This is a genomic window from Hymenobacter sp. (assembly GCF_036387835.1).
Classification (GTDB): domain Bacteria; phylum Bacteroidota; class Bacteroidia; order Cytophagales; family Hymenobacteraceae; genus Hymenobacter.
In genome coordinates, this window is record NZ_DASVSY010000017.1 from 1 (window position 1) to 14,550 (window position 14,550).

The window sequence follows — 14,550 nt, forward strand, 5'->3', positions numbered from 1 at the left end:
AAACGCTGGCGCGTGGTGCGCGACGTGTTTCGCGGCCGCGTAGCAGAAATCCGCGATACGGTGATGCTGCTGTGTTGCGGCTTGCACAACCTGCTGCTTACCCAAAAACAGACCGTAACCCGCTAATCGGTATAAGCTCTAATAAATAAAGGCCTACTGTAAACCCCTTTACAAGCATCTACGCAGCATGAAAAAATACCTACTCGCAACCGCAATTGGGTTAAGCTTAGCCGCCTGTTCCAAAGCCGACGATGAGGACGTGACGCCCATCGCCATCACTTCTGCTTTCGACCAGAATTTCAGCCTGAACTACCGGCAGCAGGCATCATTGCCTTCCTCAAGCCAGCCGGAGCTAACAGTGGCAGTAGAGGAATTAGACTATACATTTTGTCCTAAAAATGCCTATTGCATTTTGGCCGATTTTGCAAATCCTACCCTAGGTGTGACTGATAGGGGAGGGCAAACGCAGCAAGTAAAATTTTTGATGCCTGGAAGAACAACCAATTATCCTGATTGGATGGACACGACCAGCGTACGAGCCAATGGCAAACGTTATGTATTCTACTACATAATGTATAATGTGAAGGCCGGCTGCGATAACCCCGGAAAGGAAGATATTTCAGTGAAGCTACGTATCACTGAGCCTACTAACAAGTAGCTTCCTGCCAAAGCAGTAGTCCACCATGATAGACAGTAAGCTTAGTAAAAAGTTTGTTCTTTATCATGATAGGCTTCTAGTCGTTCGTAGGAAGGGGTTCCGGTGTTTACACCTCCACCCGCAAGCCATCATAGGCCAGTCGAACGAAGTCGGGCAGTGTAGCTTCCACTTCGCGGTGCTTACCTAGCAGATGGCTGATGTGCGTAAGATAGGCCCGGCGGGGAGCCAAGTCTTCGAGAACAGCTATAGCCTCGCTTAGAGAGAAGTGCGAAATGTGTGGCTCGTGGCGCAAAGCGTTTAGCACAATAATTTCCGAGCCCCGCATTCGCTCCAACGACTCCGGCTCCAAGTAGTTGGCATCGGTTACGTACGTGAAATTGCCAACCCGGAAACCTAGTACCGGCAGCTTGTAATGCAACGCCCGAATAGGGTGGAAGCTCACGCCCTGCACATCGAAGGAGCCGTTGTCATCAAGAATGGGAATGGTTTGCACCTGCGGTACTCCCGGATACTTGTTTTCGGCGAAGATATAGGCGTATTCGCGCCGGAGCTGGTCGAGGACCCGGGGCTCGGCATACACAGGCATATCCTGCCGCTGCTTGAAATTGTAGGCCCGGATGTCGTCCATACCGGCCGTGTGGTCTTTGTGCTCGTGCGTGAACACCAACGCATCCAACCGGTCGACCCGCTCACGCAATACCTGCTGCCTGAAATCGGGCCCCGAATCGATGATAATGCTCTTGCCCTGCGTTTCCAGGTGTACCGATACCCGCAACCGCTTGTCGCGGTAGTCTAGGGAGCGGCATACCGCACAGTGGCACCCAATCACGGGCACGCCCTGCGACGTGCCCGTGCCGAGAAAGGTTATTTGCATTGGTTAATTGTTGAATGGCTCAATTATTAACTGGTTGGTCGTTCTACGAATTATCAGAACAACCAACCATCTAACAATTGAGCCATTCAATTCTTTATCCGACGTACTGCTTTACTACGCGTACTAGTGCATCAAAATCGAGGGGTTTAGGTAGATAATCGGTTACGCCGGCCTCGCGGAACTGCTCCATAGAGTAGTTATTGGCGTTGCCGGTGATGGCAATAATTGGAATTTTAGAAATCCGCTCGTCTTGGTGCGCCCGGATTTCACGGGTGCATTCCATACCGTCCTTCACCGGGATGTTGATGTCCATCAGCACGCAGTCGATAGGCTGGCTTTCCATTTGCTTGAGAACTTCGCCCCCGTTTTTGGCCGACACAATGCGGTATTTCTGCAGCTCAAGAATTTTTTTGGTCAGGTTTAGAATGACGGAGCTGTCTTCGGCAATCAGTATTGTTTTCGCGTCGCTCATGGGGAGGGAGAAAGTATTGATGTAGGAGTTCGGGTTGAAAAAGTAAAAAGACGGTTCCGGGTGCTTATAAGTCACTCGTTACGCCAGGATATACTGCTTTAAATTGCGTGAAGTAATTCATTAATTTTTGAAAATCCTGCTTCACGTTGCTTTGGTCGCCTTTTTTCAGGTTGTGCTCTATCTCTTTGGCGCACTCGGCTAGCAAAGTCAGGCCTAAAGTAAAGCCAGTTCCCTTTAATTGGTGCAAATGTGGTAAAATCTGTTCGTACTGCCCACTCTCCACCAGCACTTGAGCTTCGTCGAGCAGTTGCGTGACTTCCACCTCAAAGTCCTGGTACAACTGCGCCGCAAATTCGGCGCCGCCTAGTTGCCGGAGCTGTTCTATCACATCCGGATCAATAAAGGGCGCTTCCACTTCCGCGGCCGGAGCCGCTTCCACTTCGGCAACTGCGGGTGTTGCAGCGCCAGGGCGTAGCATGGCGGGCCCGGCCGTTACCCAACGCCGCAGCACCGAGTGCAGGTCCTGGCTTTTCACCGGCTTGGAAACGTAGTCGTCCATGCCTTCGCGCACAAACCGCTCGGCGTCTTCTTTCATCGAATACGCCGTCATGGCCACCACGGGCGGGCAAGCCGCGCCTAGGCGACGCCGGATTTCCTGCATGGCCGCGACGCCGTCCATTTCCGGCATCTGAATGTCCATGAACACCAAGTCGAACTCAGCGCCTGGTGCTGTAGCCTTGCTGATGGCTTCGAACCCGTTATCGGCCACGGCCACTTCGCAGCCTAGCTTGTCGAGCAAGCGAATGGCTACTTTCAAGTTAATAGGGTTGTCGTCGACGAGCAGTACGCGCGGCGCCGTGTCGAAGCGGGTGATATCGGGAGCCCGTTCGCGCGACGCCAGCCGCTCCTGCACAATTTCGTCTTCGTTATGAGCGGCGCGGCAGCGCAGGGTAAACCAGAAGGTGCTACCATCGCCTTCATTGGAAAGCACTCCAATATCGCCGCCCAATAGCTCTGCTAGTTGCTTGCTGATGGCCAAACCCAAGCCAGTGCCACCAAAGGCCTTGGTGGGCGTCGTATCTAGCTGCGTGAAATTGGTGAACAGCAGCTTGGCATTCTCTGTGGAAATGCCAATGCCGGAGTCCTGCACCGCGATGCGCAGCTTATACATATCATCTTCCCGCCGATCCGTGGATACAATGATGCTCACCGTGCCCTGCGCCGTGAACTTAATGGCGTTGGAAGTGAGGTTGCTTAGTATCTGCAGGAGGCGCGTTTCGTCGCTCACGATAAAGCGCGGCGTGTTGGGCGCAATATGATACGAGAACAGAAGGCGTTTCTGCTGGGCCCGGTTGGCAAACAGCGAGTGGATCTTCTCCAACGTGTAGTGCAAATCCATGCCCTCCTCGTTGAGTTGCAGCTTGCCGGCCTGAATCTTGGAGAGGTCCAGAATATCGTTGAGAATGGCCAGCAGCGCGTCGCTGGATTTGCGTAGCGTATCAACGTACTCTTCCTGCTCCTCGCTGCTGACGGTTTGGTGCAGCAAGTCAATCATACCAATGATACCGTTCATCGGCGTGCGCAGCTCGTGGCTCATATTGGCCAGGAACAGCGTCTTGGCTTCCAACGCCGATTCGGCTTCTTCCTTGGCTCGCCGCAGTTCCACCTGCATCTGGTTGAACTCGGTGATATCGCGCGCAATGCCCTCGGTGCCGGTCATGCTATCGGCTACCAAGCGGGCTTTCACCAGCATGCTCACACTGTGACCTTGCTTATGGCGCATTTCAATGGGGAAGTTAGGCGCTTCTCCTTGAACTTGAATCAATCGTAGCAGCCTGTCGCGCTCTTCTGAGTTGATATAATAGTCAGAAATAGGAGTGCCTATCACTTCTTCCGACGTGTAACCTAGTGTTTTCAACACCGAGGGACTGACCAGGGTTAACACACCATTTTCGTCGGTGCGGTAGTACACGTCCTGGAACGACTCGAAGATGGCGCGGAACTTCTCTTCCTGCGCGGCTAATTCCAGCTGCGAGCGTTTCTTGTCGGTAATGTCGTGGGCAATACCCGATATTTCCTCGAACGAGCCGTCGTCGAGGTAAATCGGGTTGAGGAAGATTTCACGCCACGAGTCGGTGCCGCGAGCGTCTTGCAGGCGTACCTCGAAGCGCTGGGGCTGCCCCTGAAACGCCTTCCGGTAATTTTCCACGAATAGCTCGCGTGCATCCTCCTCCATCATGGCCAGATCGGCCTGGAACAGATTCACGTTTGGAGCCGGGTACACGCCGTTGCGCCGCAGGAAGTAAGCAGCGTAATTGCGGTTGAACGACGTGAGGCGGGAGTGCGTATCCACGGACCACATCAAGTGCGAGCCGCTTTCGAAAATGGCGTTCAGGCGCGCATTCTGCTTCTGAATCTGGACCTCGTTGCGCTTGCGCTCAATGGCCAGGGCTACCTGGTTGGAAATAAAGTGCAGAATTTCCAGGTCGGTAGGCGCATAGGCATCGGCCTTGTGGTAGTCCTGCACCGCAATTACCCCAATAATCCGCTCCCCTATGCTCAGCGGCGAGCAAAGCATAACCTCGGGTATCAGGCCGTAAGCCGTAATGGTGCCACTGCTGATAAGCTCTTCCAGCTCGTGGCGCAGCATGTACTGCGGCCGCCCCGTCCGGATAATATATTCCGACATCCCCGACGAGAAAGGCCGCGACACAGCGCCTACTTCTCCTGGCGTATTCTGGTCGACGAAGTAAGCAAACTGCAGCTGCGTCCGGGCCTCGTCGCAGAGGGCAATGTAGAAGTTGTTGGTTTCGATGATCTTGCTTAGCTCCCGGTGGATGGCCCCGTAGAGCGAGTGCAAGTCTTTCGAGCTAATGGCCAGGTTGGCAATGCTGTAGTACACCTTCTGCAAGCGCTCGGCCTTGATGCGGTCGGTGATGTCGTGCAGAATAGCGCGTGTGCTTACCGGCTCGTTGTCTTGCCAAGAGCAGGAAATAGAGCCAATCAGGTGAACGGGCTTGCCGGTTTTGGTTAGAAATACCGTTTCCAGCTTATTGACTTTCTCGCCCTTGTACAGGTTGCGCAGCTGATACAGTAGCTTGGCCTTGTAGTAGGGGTGCACCACATCCGAAAGACTGAGGTTGGGCAGGTCTTCGTCGCTGTAGCCAAGCTTTTCCTTCCACGCCTTATTGACAAACAAGAGCCGGTTGTCGATGCTCAGGTTCTGAATAAGGTCGTGGGCGTTGTCGAGGAAATCCTGGAGGCGGTTGCGGTTGTCGGTGAGGGCGCGGGCCGCCACATGACGCTCCGTGAAGTCGCGGCCAACCACGAAAATGCCGGTGATGTTGTCGGCTGCGTCGTGGGAAAACTCGGCGTGCCAGTGCACCATGCGCGTCTGGCCGTTCTTGGTGAGCAGCGAGCGTTCATAGAAATCCTGCAACCGCTCTTCGCGAATACAAGTCAGGTAGGACTGAAGCCGCAAATCACGCTCGGCCGGGGGCGAGAACGTTTTGTGGTAAGGCTGCCCCATTATTTCCTCGCGGGTATAGCCCGTGAACTCCAGAAAGAAGTCGTTGGCATCCTCCACAAACCCCTCCCGGTCGATGAGCACATAGCTGAGCGTAGTGCGCGAAAGCAGGTCGCGTAGCTGCTCTTGGGTGCGGTCGAGCACGAGTTGCCGCACCTCGGTTTCGGCCGGCCGGCCGGCCGGCGAAGTCTCGCGCAATGCCAGTAGCACACGCACTTGGCCGTTGGGTAAAGCCAGCCGGCGCAGGGTGAGCTGCGCCGATAAAGTCCGTTGGTTAGGACGGCGCGCTTGCCAGGGCCGCGACGCTTCTTTACCCGTGCGGGCGGTATACCGGACGGCTTCGCGCAACGTGGCTTCGGTGTGCCACTGCCCGTTGGTGGTAGTCGATACGGTTAGGGCCATCAGGCCATTGGTCTGCAAGTCGGTGCGGCTGATACCAAGCAGATGCAAAGCGGCTTTGTTGCAGTCAACTAAGTTGCCCTGCTCGTTGTAAAGCAACTGGGCATCATAGGCATCTTCAAACAGGGCACGGTAGAAGTCTGTCGGCATGGCCACGGCATTAGTGGACGTCGGAGCAGCAGAATGAGGCATCAGGGTGAAGAAGGGCTAAAACAGGAGCAAACACGAAACTCCTGCGGGGGCCGGGTTTAACCCCTAAATTTGAAGAAAATATCCCGAACCTCCGCGATTCTACCTAGTGATATCATCGGGAAATTTTGCTATATACTCTATGATTGCTCCCCGCCTGTACTTTACCGTTACCACTGATCTTAATTATGATCAGCGAATGCAGCGCATTTGCGGCAGTCTGGCTGAAGCTGGATACGAAGTATGGTTGGTTGGCAGAGAGTGGAGCAACTCACGGCCACTTGTGTTGCAGCCTTACCAACAGCACCGCTTACGGTGTTGGTTTCAGCGGGGCAAGTTGTTTTACCTCGAGTATAATTTGCGCTTGCTGTTGTATCTGCTGCCGCGCCGCGCCGCCGTGTGGTGCGCCATCGACCTGGACACGGCCTTGCCGGTCTGGCTGCGGGCACAGCTAGGGGGGCAGCCCTTTGTGTATGATGCTCATGAGTTGTTTACGGAGGTGCCGGAGGTGGTAGCGCGGCCGACGGTGCAGCGGGTGTGGCGGTGGGTGGAGCAGTTTATTGTGCCTCGTGCTGACCTAGCTTACACCGTAGGACCCGCGCTGGCGCGAGTATTCGAGGAACGATACCAGCGGCCGGTAGAGGTGGTTCGCAACATCAGCCGGCTAACAGAAGCCGTTTTGCCGCCAACTCCGCCGACTGCCGCGGGATACATCCTGTACCAGGGCGCATTGAACGCCGGGCGAGGACTAGAGGCGCTGCTGGAAGCCATGCCACAGGTGGCCGGCCGGCTGGTAATCTGCGGAGAAGGCGACTTATCGGAAAGTTTGCGGGCGCGGGCGGCAGCGCTGGGGCTGCTGGCTAGTAGGCAGGTGGAGTTTCGGGGCTTTGTGCTGCCCGATGCGCTGCGCGAAGTGACGCAGAATGCGGCAGTGGGCGTGATGCTACTGGAAAACCAGGGCCTGAGCTACTACTACTCCTTGGCCAACAAGTTCTTCGATTATCTGCACGCCGGCACCCCGCAAGTGGTCGTGGATTTTCCGGAGTACCGTGCCCTCAATGACCAGTACGACGTGGCTGAAATCGTGCCCGATCTGAAGCCGGCTACTCTGGCAGCCACTCTCAATTACTTGCTGCGCGACAACCCGGCGCGCTATCAGCAGTTAGCTGAAAATTGCCGCCGGGCCCGGCGGGAGTTGAGCTGGCAGCACGAGGAACAGCATTTGTTGGCGCTGTATGCTGACTTGGTTGGCCGCAAATTCTAGCCTTGTTGCACGCGCCAGGACCTTACTTTCTTTGCTATCATGAGTATACTTTCCGAACTGATAACTTCCCTGGAGGCCGATTTAACTGCGCAACCCGATCGGCCTACTCTGGTGGTAGTAGCTGGCCCGACCGCCGTAGGCAAGACGGCGCTTTGTGTGTTGCTGGCGCAGCATTTCGGTACGGAAGTGGTATCCGCTGATTCGCGGCAGTTTTTCCGGGAGACAAGCATCGGTACGGCCAAGCCTACTCCCGAGGAAATGCAGGGCGTGCCGCACCACTTTATTGATTCGCACAGCATTACCGAAGACTACAACGCCGGCCGCTACGAGGAGGACTGCCTGACGCTGCTCGACCAGCTTTTCCGGCAGCACCGCGTGGTGCTGCTCACGGGCGGCTCAGGGCTCTACCTACAAGCCGTTACCAACGGTTTCGACGAACTACCTACCACCGACCCGGCCTTGCGCGTGCAGTTGCAAGAAGAACTGGCAACGCACGGCCTGGAGCCACTGGTAGCGGAACTGGCTCGTCTGGACCCCGTGGCGTACGGCCGCATCGACCGGCAGAATCCGCAGCGGATTTTGCGAGCGGTGGAAGTGTGCCGTGCCACCGGGCAGCCGTTTTCCAGCTTCCATTCTGCTGGCCGTGCCACCCCTGAGCGGCCTTTCCGCACCATCAAGCTGGCCCTCACACGGGAGCGGGAGCAACTCTATCAGCGCATCGACCAGCGCGTGGACCAGATGCTGGCGGCTGGCTTGCTGCAAGAAGTACAGGCGCTACTGCCTTACCGCCACCACAATGCTTTGCAAACAGTAGGCTATCAGGAAATCTTCGATTTTCTCGATGGCCTGCACGACTGGCCCGAAACCGTGCGCCTACTCAAGCGCAACACGCGCCGCTATGCCAAGCGCCAGCTAACCTGGCTGCGCCGCGACCCGCAGTACCAGTGGGTGATGGTGAGTTAGTGAGTTGGAGGATCAAACGACACAGTTCGCGCAATCAGAACATCAAACTCCCCGCTTCACCAGGCGCGGCTAAATTGAAATTGGGCACCGGGCAGGATATTGGCCTGAGTGTCGTTTTGCAGAGAGAGTTTGCCGCCCACTCGCCAGTTTCGTGCCTGATCAATGGCCACATCGATGTTCAGTGAGGCAATGTAGCCTCCGTTAAGTCCACGCTCATGTAGCGGTCTGTAGTCTAGCTCCAGGTTGCCAGTAGTTTCATTCCGCCTGAGTCCACCACTTTTAACGCCTCTCTGACTGCTGTACCCGCCGAAGGCCCCCACGCCCACACCAAATTCAACTGCTTTGTTCACCCCAAATGGCAGCCAGTATACTTCCTGTTCCAGATTCACGGCTCTGTATGATTCTGGAACGACGTAGCCATAGCCAAAATCATAATTTCGTGAGCCACTGATAATGGCCAGCCGGGAGCCTAGGCGTAGGTGCCGGCCGAATTGGGGCGCGTATTCCCCCGATAATTTCACCACGCTGTAGTCACCGGAGCCATTCAGGCAGCTGCCTAACCCCAGGCGCAACAGCGCCGGGCGGTGCGTAGCAGCTTCGGGTGTTGATTGGGCCTGCGCGAGCAAAGCAGGAGCCGCCAACAATAAAGTGAGGGATAAGGAAGGTAAAAAATGCCTCATACAGTTAAGAGTAGAATAAGAAAAAGCATTATGCTGGTATACACGAAAGGGGCGCCGACTAACCTGAAGGTTGGTTGACGCCCCTTTTTTATTTCAGAAAAAGGTTAAACGCTTAGAATTTCTACCATGCGCATAAAGCTCTGGTTGATAAGCTTCTTCTTATGAATGGTATCGATGAACGGGGTGTAAACCAGTTGGCGGTTCACGATGCCCGCCATTACGTTGCGCATTCCGTTCAATAAACCCTCGACGGCGGCAATGCCGATCTGAGAAGCCAGCATTCGGTCGGCGGCGGAAGGGGAGCCGCCGCGCTGAATATGGCCGATAACCGTTACGCGGGTATCGAGCTGCGGAATGGCTTCTTTCACGCGCTGCGCCACTATCTGCGCATTGCCCTCAACCTCGCCCTCGGCCACTATTACAATAAACGAAGTTTTTGAGCGCTGCCAGCTTACTTGCAGCGTGTCAATCACCGAATCCGTTGACATTTGGGTTTCCGGAACCATCACGATTTCGGCCCCGCCGCCAATGGCGCATGGAATGGCAATGTAACCGGAGTCGCGGCCCATTACCTCCACGAAAAAGCACCGGTCGTGTGAGTCGGCCGTGTCGCGGATTTTGTCGATAGCTTCGAGGGCAGTGTTTACGGCCGTGTCGTAGCCGATGGTATAATCGGTGCCAAAGAGGTCGTTGTCGATGGTGCCGGGCGCCCCCACAGTAGGAATGCCGAACTCCTGCTCGAAGATGGTGGCGCCCGTGAACGTGCCGTTGCCGCCAATGGCTATCAAGCCCTCGATACCGTTGTTAACTAGCTGGTCGAAAGCCTGTTGTCGGCCTTCCTTGGTTAGGAATTTTTGGCTGCGCGCCGATTTAAGAATGGTACCACCCTTTTGGATGGTATTGGACACGGAGGCCGAATCTAGCCGGACAAATTCCCCCTTGATCATGCCGCTGTAACCGCGCATGATACCGTACACTTCAATGCCGTGGTACACAGCCGTACGTACTACGGCGCGGATGCAGGCGTTCATACCTGGCGAGTCGCCGCCACTGGTGAAAACTGCGATGCGTTTCATCATAACTCTTATGCTTCAGAAAGCGTCTGGTGGAAACCAAAGGAAACCAGACGCACGGAACGGGCAAAGGTGGTAAATCGTTAGCAAATGGCCGCCCGGTTTCTAAAATGCCTCTGTTAAATTTCCTAGCTTCAATACGACTATTTTGTTTTTACTTGCGTAAGCGCCTTATTGGAAACCAGCGCTTGGTCGAGTAACTTACCACTCACTACGGTCATAGGTGACTCTCGTTCTTTCTTCCCCGTTCCCTCATATAGTCCCCCCCTTATGTTCGGTTTTTTTGAAAATGAGCAGACTCGGAAAGTGAAAAGTCACATCCAAAACCTGGCGGCGCTGGCCAAAGCGGATGGTCATCTTGATGAACGAGAAATGAGCTTCATCGTGACCGTAGGCAAGCGAAACGGCATGCGGACCGACCAAATCCGCTCGATTGTAGCCAACAGCAACATGAACCGGCTGGTAGTACCCGACAACGATTCGGAGCGCTTCGACCAGATATTTGACATGGTAGACATGATGCTGGCCGACGGCATCGTCGACGATAGTGAAATGGACTTTTGCACAATTATGGCCGAAAAGCTAGGCTTCCGCAAAGATGTTGTGGGCTTGCTGGTCAAAAAAATCTCGCAAGGCGTAAAAGATGGAATGGACCGTGAAGTTGTGAAAACTGACACACAAGCGTTTCTAAAAAACGTGTGCGGATAAGTTTTAACGGTCGGCAATAACACCCGAACAGGCCGCCCTGGTCAATCTCTTTAACAGAGGCTGGCTAGGGCGGCCTGGTTCTGTTAGGTGCTTTTTACCCACAAACAAACTGCACGGCCCGAAGCAAAGCGGCGCAAGCCTCGTCAATTTCGTCGTCGGTGATGATGAGGGGTGGAGCTAGCCGCAGGGAATTATCGCAAAACAAAAACCAGTCGGTTAGAATGCCTTCGTGCCACAGCGCCCGGTCGATGATGGGCTTGAGTTCCTCGAACGAATCGAATTCCACCGCCATCAGCAGCCCGCACCCGCGCACGGCCCGAATAGCGGGGTGCACTAATTGCCGCCGGAAACGGGCAGCTTTTTCGGCTACTTCTTCCAATAAGTTTTCTTCCTGAATTACACGCAAGGTCGCCAGCGAGGCCGCGCACGACACCGGATGGCCGCCAAAAGTGGTGCAGTGCCCGAGAATAGGATTGGTTTTGAACCCCGCCATAACCGCCTGCGAAGAGATAAAAGCCCCGATGGGCATTCCCCCACCCATACCCTTGGCGCACACCAGAATGTCGGGCGTCACGTTGAACTGCTCGAAGGCCCAGAAAGTGCCGGTGCGTCCGAAGCCGCATTGAATTTCGTCGAGGATCAGCAGCGCGCCTACTTCAGTGCAGCGCTGGCGCAGTGCCGGCAGGTAGCCCGGCGCCGGCACCCGCACCCCCGCTTCGCCCTGCACCGTTTCGATAACGACGGCCGCCGTGTGCTCGTTGATCAGGCGCAGATCGTCGAGCTGGTTGTAGCGGATATGGCACACATCGGGCAGCAGGGGGCGGTAGCTGTTCTTGAATCCCTCGGAGCCAGTGATGCTGAGGGCGCCGTGGGTGGAACCGTGGTAGGCGTTGAAACAGGATACCAGGCCAGTGCGCCCGGTGTGGCGTTTGGCTAGCTTGAGCGCCCCTTCGATGGCCTCGGTGCCCGAGTTGGTGAAGTAAACACTGTCGAGATGGACGGGCAGGGTTTCGTGCAGGGCATGGGCCAGCCGGGCGGGCGGGGCCTGCACCACTTCGCCGTAGACCATGAGGTGCAGGTATTTATCGAGCTGGTCTTTGATGGCCTCGATGACGCGCGGGTGCCGGTGGCCTACGTTGCTGACGCCAATGCCGGAAATCAGATCAAGGTAGCGCTGGCCTTCGGGGCCGTACATGTACACCCCTTCGGCCTGCTCGATTTCGAGCAGCAAAGGAAAGTCAGAGGTTTGGGCTTGGTGGCGTAGGAAAAGCTGGCGAGGTGTAAGCATGAAGCAAAGGTAGGGTAGCCGTAGCACGCAACAGATTTGCGGGCCGCTCGGTGCTACCTGCCAACAAAAAAGGCTGCCGAAGCAGCCTTTTTTATCTTTTTAATTGACGGCGCCAGTGCCAGGCGGTCTGCCGGGCCGGTCGGCTACCCGCCGCAGCACCTCCTTGGTGAACTGGCGTTCCGCCTGAAACAGCTGGCCCACCTGCCGGATGGTAATAACCTTCTGAAACTTGTTGAAGTAGTCTTTCTCCAAGTCTACTTCCTGCTGACGCAAAGCCAAGCCCTTGGTCAGGTTTTCTTTGATTTGGGCGTCTGACGGCGGATTCTGGTCGTCGATGCGGAGTTTGCGCATGCTACGATACAGCTCCCGGCGCTTGGCCGAATACTCGTTGTACACCGGCCAGAAGCGCTGGGCCTGGTCGGGAGTCAATGAAACCTTCTCGGTGATATACGCAATTTTGGCGTTTTCGAGCTGGCTCATGCGGGCTTGCCGACCCTCCGAACCTTGCTGAGCCACAGCGGGTAAGGTTGCCAGCAAACAAAGCAGGAGCAAGCTGCGGAACAGGAGTTTCATGGAGTTAGTAAAGTGAATTAGTGACAAAATGCAGCTTATAAATAGGTGTCTTCGGTCGGTTGTGCGTCGAGTACTTCTTGTAGCTCGTCGGGCGATACCTGCAAACGCGTTTCGGGAAGCGCCTGCTCGGTAACGGGCAATTCGGCCAAATCGGTGAGGGTTAGGGGTTGCTCACTGGCCAGCAGATACTCCACCATTTCGGTGCGCGGCACGGCGGCCAGGTGGTTAGAGGTAGCAGTGGGAGTAGCGGAGTTTTCGCTTAAAAGAAACGAGCCAACAAAGCCGCTCAGCACGACGCCAGCAGCCAAAGCCGTGCGCAGCGGTGCCGGTAAGGCCGTCAGCCAATGCAGGCCCGCCCAACTGGTATTGGCCGACGCTGGCTGTACCCGTTGCATTACCTGCATGGGCAGGCGCTCGAAGTAGCCGTCCGGCGGCGGAGCCAACGGCTGCGGCCGGCGGGGGTGATCATCCAGACGAAAAGGAGTTTTCATAATGCGTTAGAGGTCGAAAAAGCCTCAAGGTTTAAATCAATCACTGATTTTCACTGATTAGTCGGGCTTGCGCTGATTCAACTGGTTCTTTCACTCGGGAAAGGGGCCGGTGGAGTGTTAAGTTTAAAGCACGAAAGCACGATTAATCCGTGGTAATCAATGTTTGGGTCATGTACTGTTCTATTTTCTTGGCGGCATGGTGGTAAGAAGCTTTTAGAGCTCCCACGCTGGTTCCGGTTACTTCGGCCATCTGTTCGTAGGGCATTTCGTCGTAGTAGCGCAAATTGAAGACAAGGCGTTGTTTGTCGGGTAGCTTGAGAATGGCTTTTTGCAGGCGCAGTTCAATATCATCGCCGGCCAGGCTGGGGTCGGCTTCTATTTTGGCCGCTAGTTCGGCGCCCACGTCGTTGAGGGGCAGAAAGAACTTGCGCCGCTTGCTGGCCAGGAAGCTCAGGCATTCATTGGTGGCAATGCGGTAAATCCAGGTGTAGAGGGAGGCATCCTGTCGAAAATTCTCTAGGTGCTTCCATACTTTCACAAACACATCCTGCGTCAGGTCGTCGGCATCGTCGTGGTCGACGACCATCTTGCGAATGTGCCAGTACACTTTCGTCTGGTATTTGCGCACCAGTTGGTTGAACGCCACATTGCGCGCGGCCGGGTCAGCGAACTTGGCAAGGATATCTTGGTCTTCCAAGCAGGAAAGGTAGGTTAGAGCGGCGTAGTTGATGGGTTAGAGGCCTGCGAGTATGGCAGGGTTTAATGACTATACAAGAAAAAGAAAGCTCAGGGAGCAGTAGGGTGGTTTCCTCGGATAGTTCTATCTACTTTTAAATTTCTATCTATTCATTTAACGCCTATTATGGACAACACCATTACTGCCAACACCGAAATACAGGATGAATACGCCTGGGTTTTCTTTGGTCGCAACTCGGAATACTACCTGCAACTGTGGCAGCTCCGGCAGCAGGGAAAGTTTATCCATTTCAGTTTCGCAGCGTTTTTTCTTGGGCTCTTCTGGCTTGCCTACCGGCGTATGTACCTGGTTGTCTCCCTATTTATACTAGTAGTTTTCGTGGAGAGTCTTCTAGAGGAAGCGGTAACGGGTAAGCCCCGGGAACAAGCCGCTGATGTTCTGGCTTCCATTATCTACGCCTCCCTATTTGGGCTGTTTGGCAATACAGCGTATTTGTGGGATGCCGAGCGGAAGATGCGTAAGGTATTGCGCCGAAACTTGCCGAGAGAAGAAATGCTTGTTGCTCTGCAACGCGCCGGTGGTACCAGCCTATGGGTACTACCCGCTTTTATCTTAGTGGTAGGAGGGGTGGTAGGCCTGTATGTGTGGTTGGGTGGAGCGGGTCCTGAATAGGCGTGTAAATCACGCCAACAGGG

Annotated in this window: 14 protein-coding genes; 5 read left to right on the plus strand and 9 right to left on the minus strand. The window is 55.2% G+C overall.

Annotated elements, in window-relative coordinates; all coding sequences use genetic code 11:
• The first annotated feature begins 187 nt into the window (after positions 1-187).
• Complete coding sequence (locus tag VF639_RS03395; protein ID WP_331144476.1) at positions 188-658, plus strand: hypothetical protein; 471 nt, start codon at positions 188-190, stop codon at positions 656-658.
• 106 nt (positions 659-764) lie between these two features.
• On the opposite strand, the gene VF639_RS03400 is transcribed toward VF639_RS03395, so the two are convergent.
• From VF639_RS03400 to VF639_RS03410, 3 genes are all read right to left on the minus strand, one after another.
• A complete protein-coding gene (locus VF639_RS03400; RefSeq protein ID WP_331144477.1) occupies positions 765-1,532 on the minus strand; it encodes an MBL fold metallo-hydrolase in 768 nt (255 codons plus the stop codon).
• 94 nt (positions 1,533-1,626) lie between these two features.
• Complete coding sequence (locus VF639_RS03405) at positions 1,627-2,004, minus strand: response regulator (protein ID WP_331144478.1); 378 nt, start codon at positions 2,002-2,004, stop codon at positions 1,627-1,629.
• 64 nt (positions 2,005-2,068) lie between these two features.
• Positions 2,069-6,121 carry a PAS domain S-box protein gene (locus VF639_RS03410; RefSeq protein ID WP_331144479.1) on the minus strand — a complete coding sequence of 1,351 codons (4,053 nt, stop codon included), beginning with the start codon at positions 6,119-6,121 and terminating at the stop codon, positions 2,069-2,071.
• A gap of 139 nt (positions 6,122-6,260) precedes the next feature.
• Between VF639_RS03410 and VF639_RS03415 the strand changes: the two genes are divergently transcribed.
• Positions 6,261-7,382 carry a glycosyltransferase gene (locus VF639_RS03415; RefSeq protein ID WP_331144480.1) on the plus strand — a complete coding sequence of 374 codons (1,122 nt, stop codon included), beginning with the start codon at positions 6,261-6,263 and terminating at the stop codon, positions 7,380-7,382.
• Positions 7,383-7,421: 39 nt separating this feature from the next.
• Positions 7,422-8,345 carry a tRNA (adenosine(37)-N6)-dimethylallyltransferase MiaA gene (miaA, locus tag VF639_RS03420; RefSeq protein WP_331144481.1) on the plus strand — a complete coding sequence of 308 codons (924 nt, stop codon included), beginning with the start codon at positions 7,422-7,424 and terminating at the stop codon, positions 8,343-8,345.
• Positions 8,346-8,401: 56 nt separating this feature from the next.
• On the opposite strand, the gene VF639_RS03425 is transcribed toward miaA, so the two are convergent.
• Together VF639_RS03425 and pfkA are read right to left on the minus strand one after the other, a co-directional pair.
• The gene (locus tag VF639_RS03425) at positions 8,402-9,025 is read right to left on the minus strand and encodes a hypothetical protein (RefSeq protein WP_331144482.1); all 624 of its coding nucleotides are present in this window, start codon (positions 9,023-9,025) and stop codon (positions 8,402-8,404) included.
• 104 nt (positions 9,026-9,129) lie between these two features.
• On the minus strand, positions 9,130-10,101 hold the full coding sequence (pfkA, locus tag VF639_RS03430) for a 6-phosphofructokinase (protein ID WP_331144502.1): 972 nt from the start codon (positions 10,099-10,101) through the stop codon (positions 9,130-9,132).
• 267 nt (positions 10,102-10,368) lie between these two features.
• Here pfkA and VF639_RS03435 point away from each other — a divergent pair, with 267 nt between their 5' ends.
• Positions 10,369-10,806: a tellurite resistance TerB family protein gene (locus VF639_RS03435; protein WP_331144483.1), complete on the plus strand. Its 438-nt coding sequence runs from the start codon at positions 10,369-10,371 to the stop codon at positions 10,804-10,806.
• A gap of 94 nt (positions 10,807-10,900) precedes the next feature.
• On the opposite strand, the gene VF639_RS03440 is transcribed toward VF639_RS03435, so the two are convergent.
• The 4 genes from VF639_RS03440 to VF639_RS03455 form a co-directional block, all read right to left on the minus strand.
• The gene (locus VF639_RS03440) at positions 10,901-12,094 is read right to left on the minus strand and encodes an aspartate aminotransferase family protein (protein WP_331144484.1); all 1,194 of its coding nucleotides are present in this window, start codon (positions 12,092-12,094) and stop codon (positions 10,901-10,903) included.
• A 99-nt stretch (positions 12,095-12,193) separates the two neighbouring features.
• The gene (locus VF639_RS03445) at positions 12,194-12,667 is read right to left on the minus strand and encodes a hypothetical protein (protein ID WP_331144485.1); all 474 of its coding nucleotides are present in this window, start codon (positions 12,665-12,667) and stop codon (positions 12,194-12,196) included.
• A 35-nt stretch (positions 12,668-12,702) separates the two neighbouring features.
• Complete coding sequence (locus tag VF639_RS03450) at positions 12,703-13,158, minus strand: hypothetical protein (protein ID WP_331144486.1); 456 nt, start codon at positions 13,156-13,158, stop codon at positions 12,703-12,705.
• Positions 13,159-13,300: 142 nt separating this feature from the next.
• Complete coding sequence (locus VF639_RS03455) at positions 13,301-13,855, minus strand: RNA polymerase sigma factor (RefSeq protein ID WP_331144487.1); 555 nt, start codon at positions 13,853-13,855, stop codon at positions 13,301-13,303.
• A gap of 165 nt (positions 13,856-14,020) precedes the next feature.
• On the opposite strand from VF639_RS03455, the gene VF639_RS03460 reads away from it, so the two are divergent.
• Positions 14,021-14,527 carry a DUF2628 domain-containing protein gene (locus VF639_RS03460; RefSeq protein WP_331144488.1) on the plus strand — a complete coding sequence of 169 codons (507 nt, stop codon included), beginning with the start codon at positions 14,021-14,023 and terminating at the stop codon, positions 14,525-14,527.
• The last annotated feature ends 23 nt before the right edge of the window (positions 14,528-14,550 follow it).

Coding starts and splice junctions, on each gene's coding strand:
- VF639_RS03395 (WP_331144476.1), top strand. CDS start 188: ATGAAAAAATACCTACTCGCAACCGCAATTGGGTTAAGCTTAGCCGCC.
- VF639_RS03400 (WP_331144477.1), bottom strand. CDS start 1,532: ATGCAAATAACCTTTCTCGGCACGGGCACGTCGCAGGGCGTGCCCGTG.
- VF639_RS03405 (WP_331144478.1), bottom strand. CDS start 2,004: ATGAGCGACGCGAAAACAATACTGATTGCCGAAGACAGCTCCGTCATT.
- VF639_RS03410 (WP_331144479.1), bottom strand. CDS start 6,121: ATGCCTCATTCTGCTGCTCCGACGTCCACTAATGCCGTGGCCATGCCG.
- VF639_RS03415 (WP_331144480.1), top strand. CDS start 6,261: ATGATTGCTCCCCGCCTGTACTTTACCGTTACCACTGATCTTAATTAT.
- miaA (WP_331144481.1), top strand. CDS start 7,422: ATGAGTATACTTTCCGAACTGATAACTTCCCTGGAGGCCGATTTAACT.
- VF639_RS03425 (WP_331144482.1), bottom strand. CDS start 9,025: ATGAGGCATTTTTTACCTTCCTTATCCCTCACTTTATTGTTGGCGGCT.
- pfkA (WP_331144502.1), bottom strand. CDS start 10,101: ATGAAACGCATCGCAGTTTTCACCAGTGGCGGCGACTCGCCAGGTATG.
- VF639_RS03435 (WP_331144483.1), top strand. CDS start 10,369: ATGTTCGGTTTTTTTGAAAATGAGCAGACTCGGAAAGTGAAAAGTCAC.
- VF639_RS03440 (WP_331144484.1), bottom strand. CDS start 12,094: ATGCTTACACCTCGCCAGCTTTTCCTACGCCACCAAGCCCAAACCTCT.
- VF639_RS03445 (WP_331144485.1), bottom strand. CDS start 12,667: ATGAAACTCCTGTTCCGCAGCTTGCTCCTGCTTTGTTTGCTGGCAACC.
- VF639_RS03450 (WP_331144486.1), bottom strand. CDS start 13,158: ATGAAAACTCCTTTTCGTCTGGATGATCACCCCCGCCGGCCGCAGCCG.
- VF639_RS03460 (WP_331144488.1), top strand. CDS start 14,021: ATGGACAACACCATTACTGCCAACACCGAAATACAGGATGAATACGCC.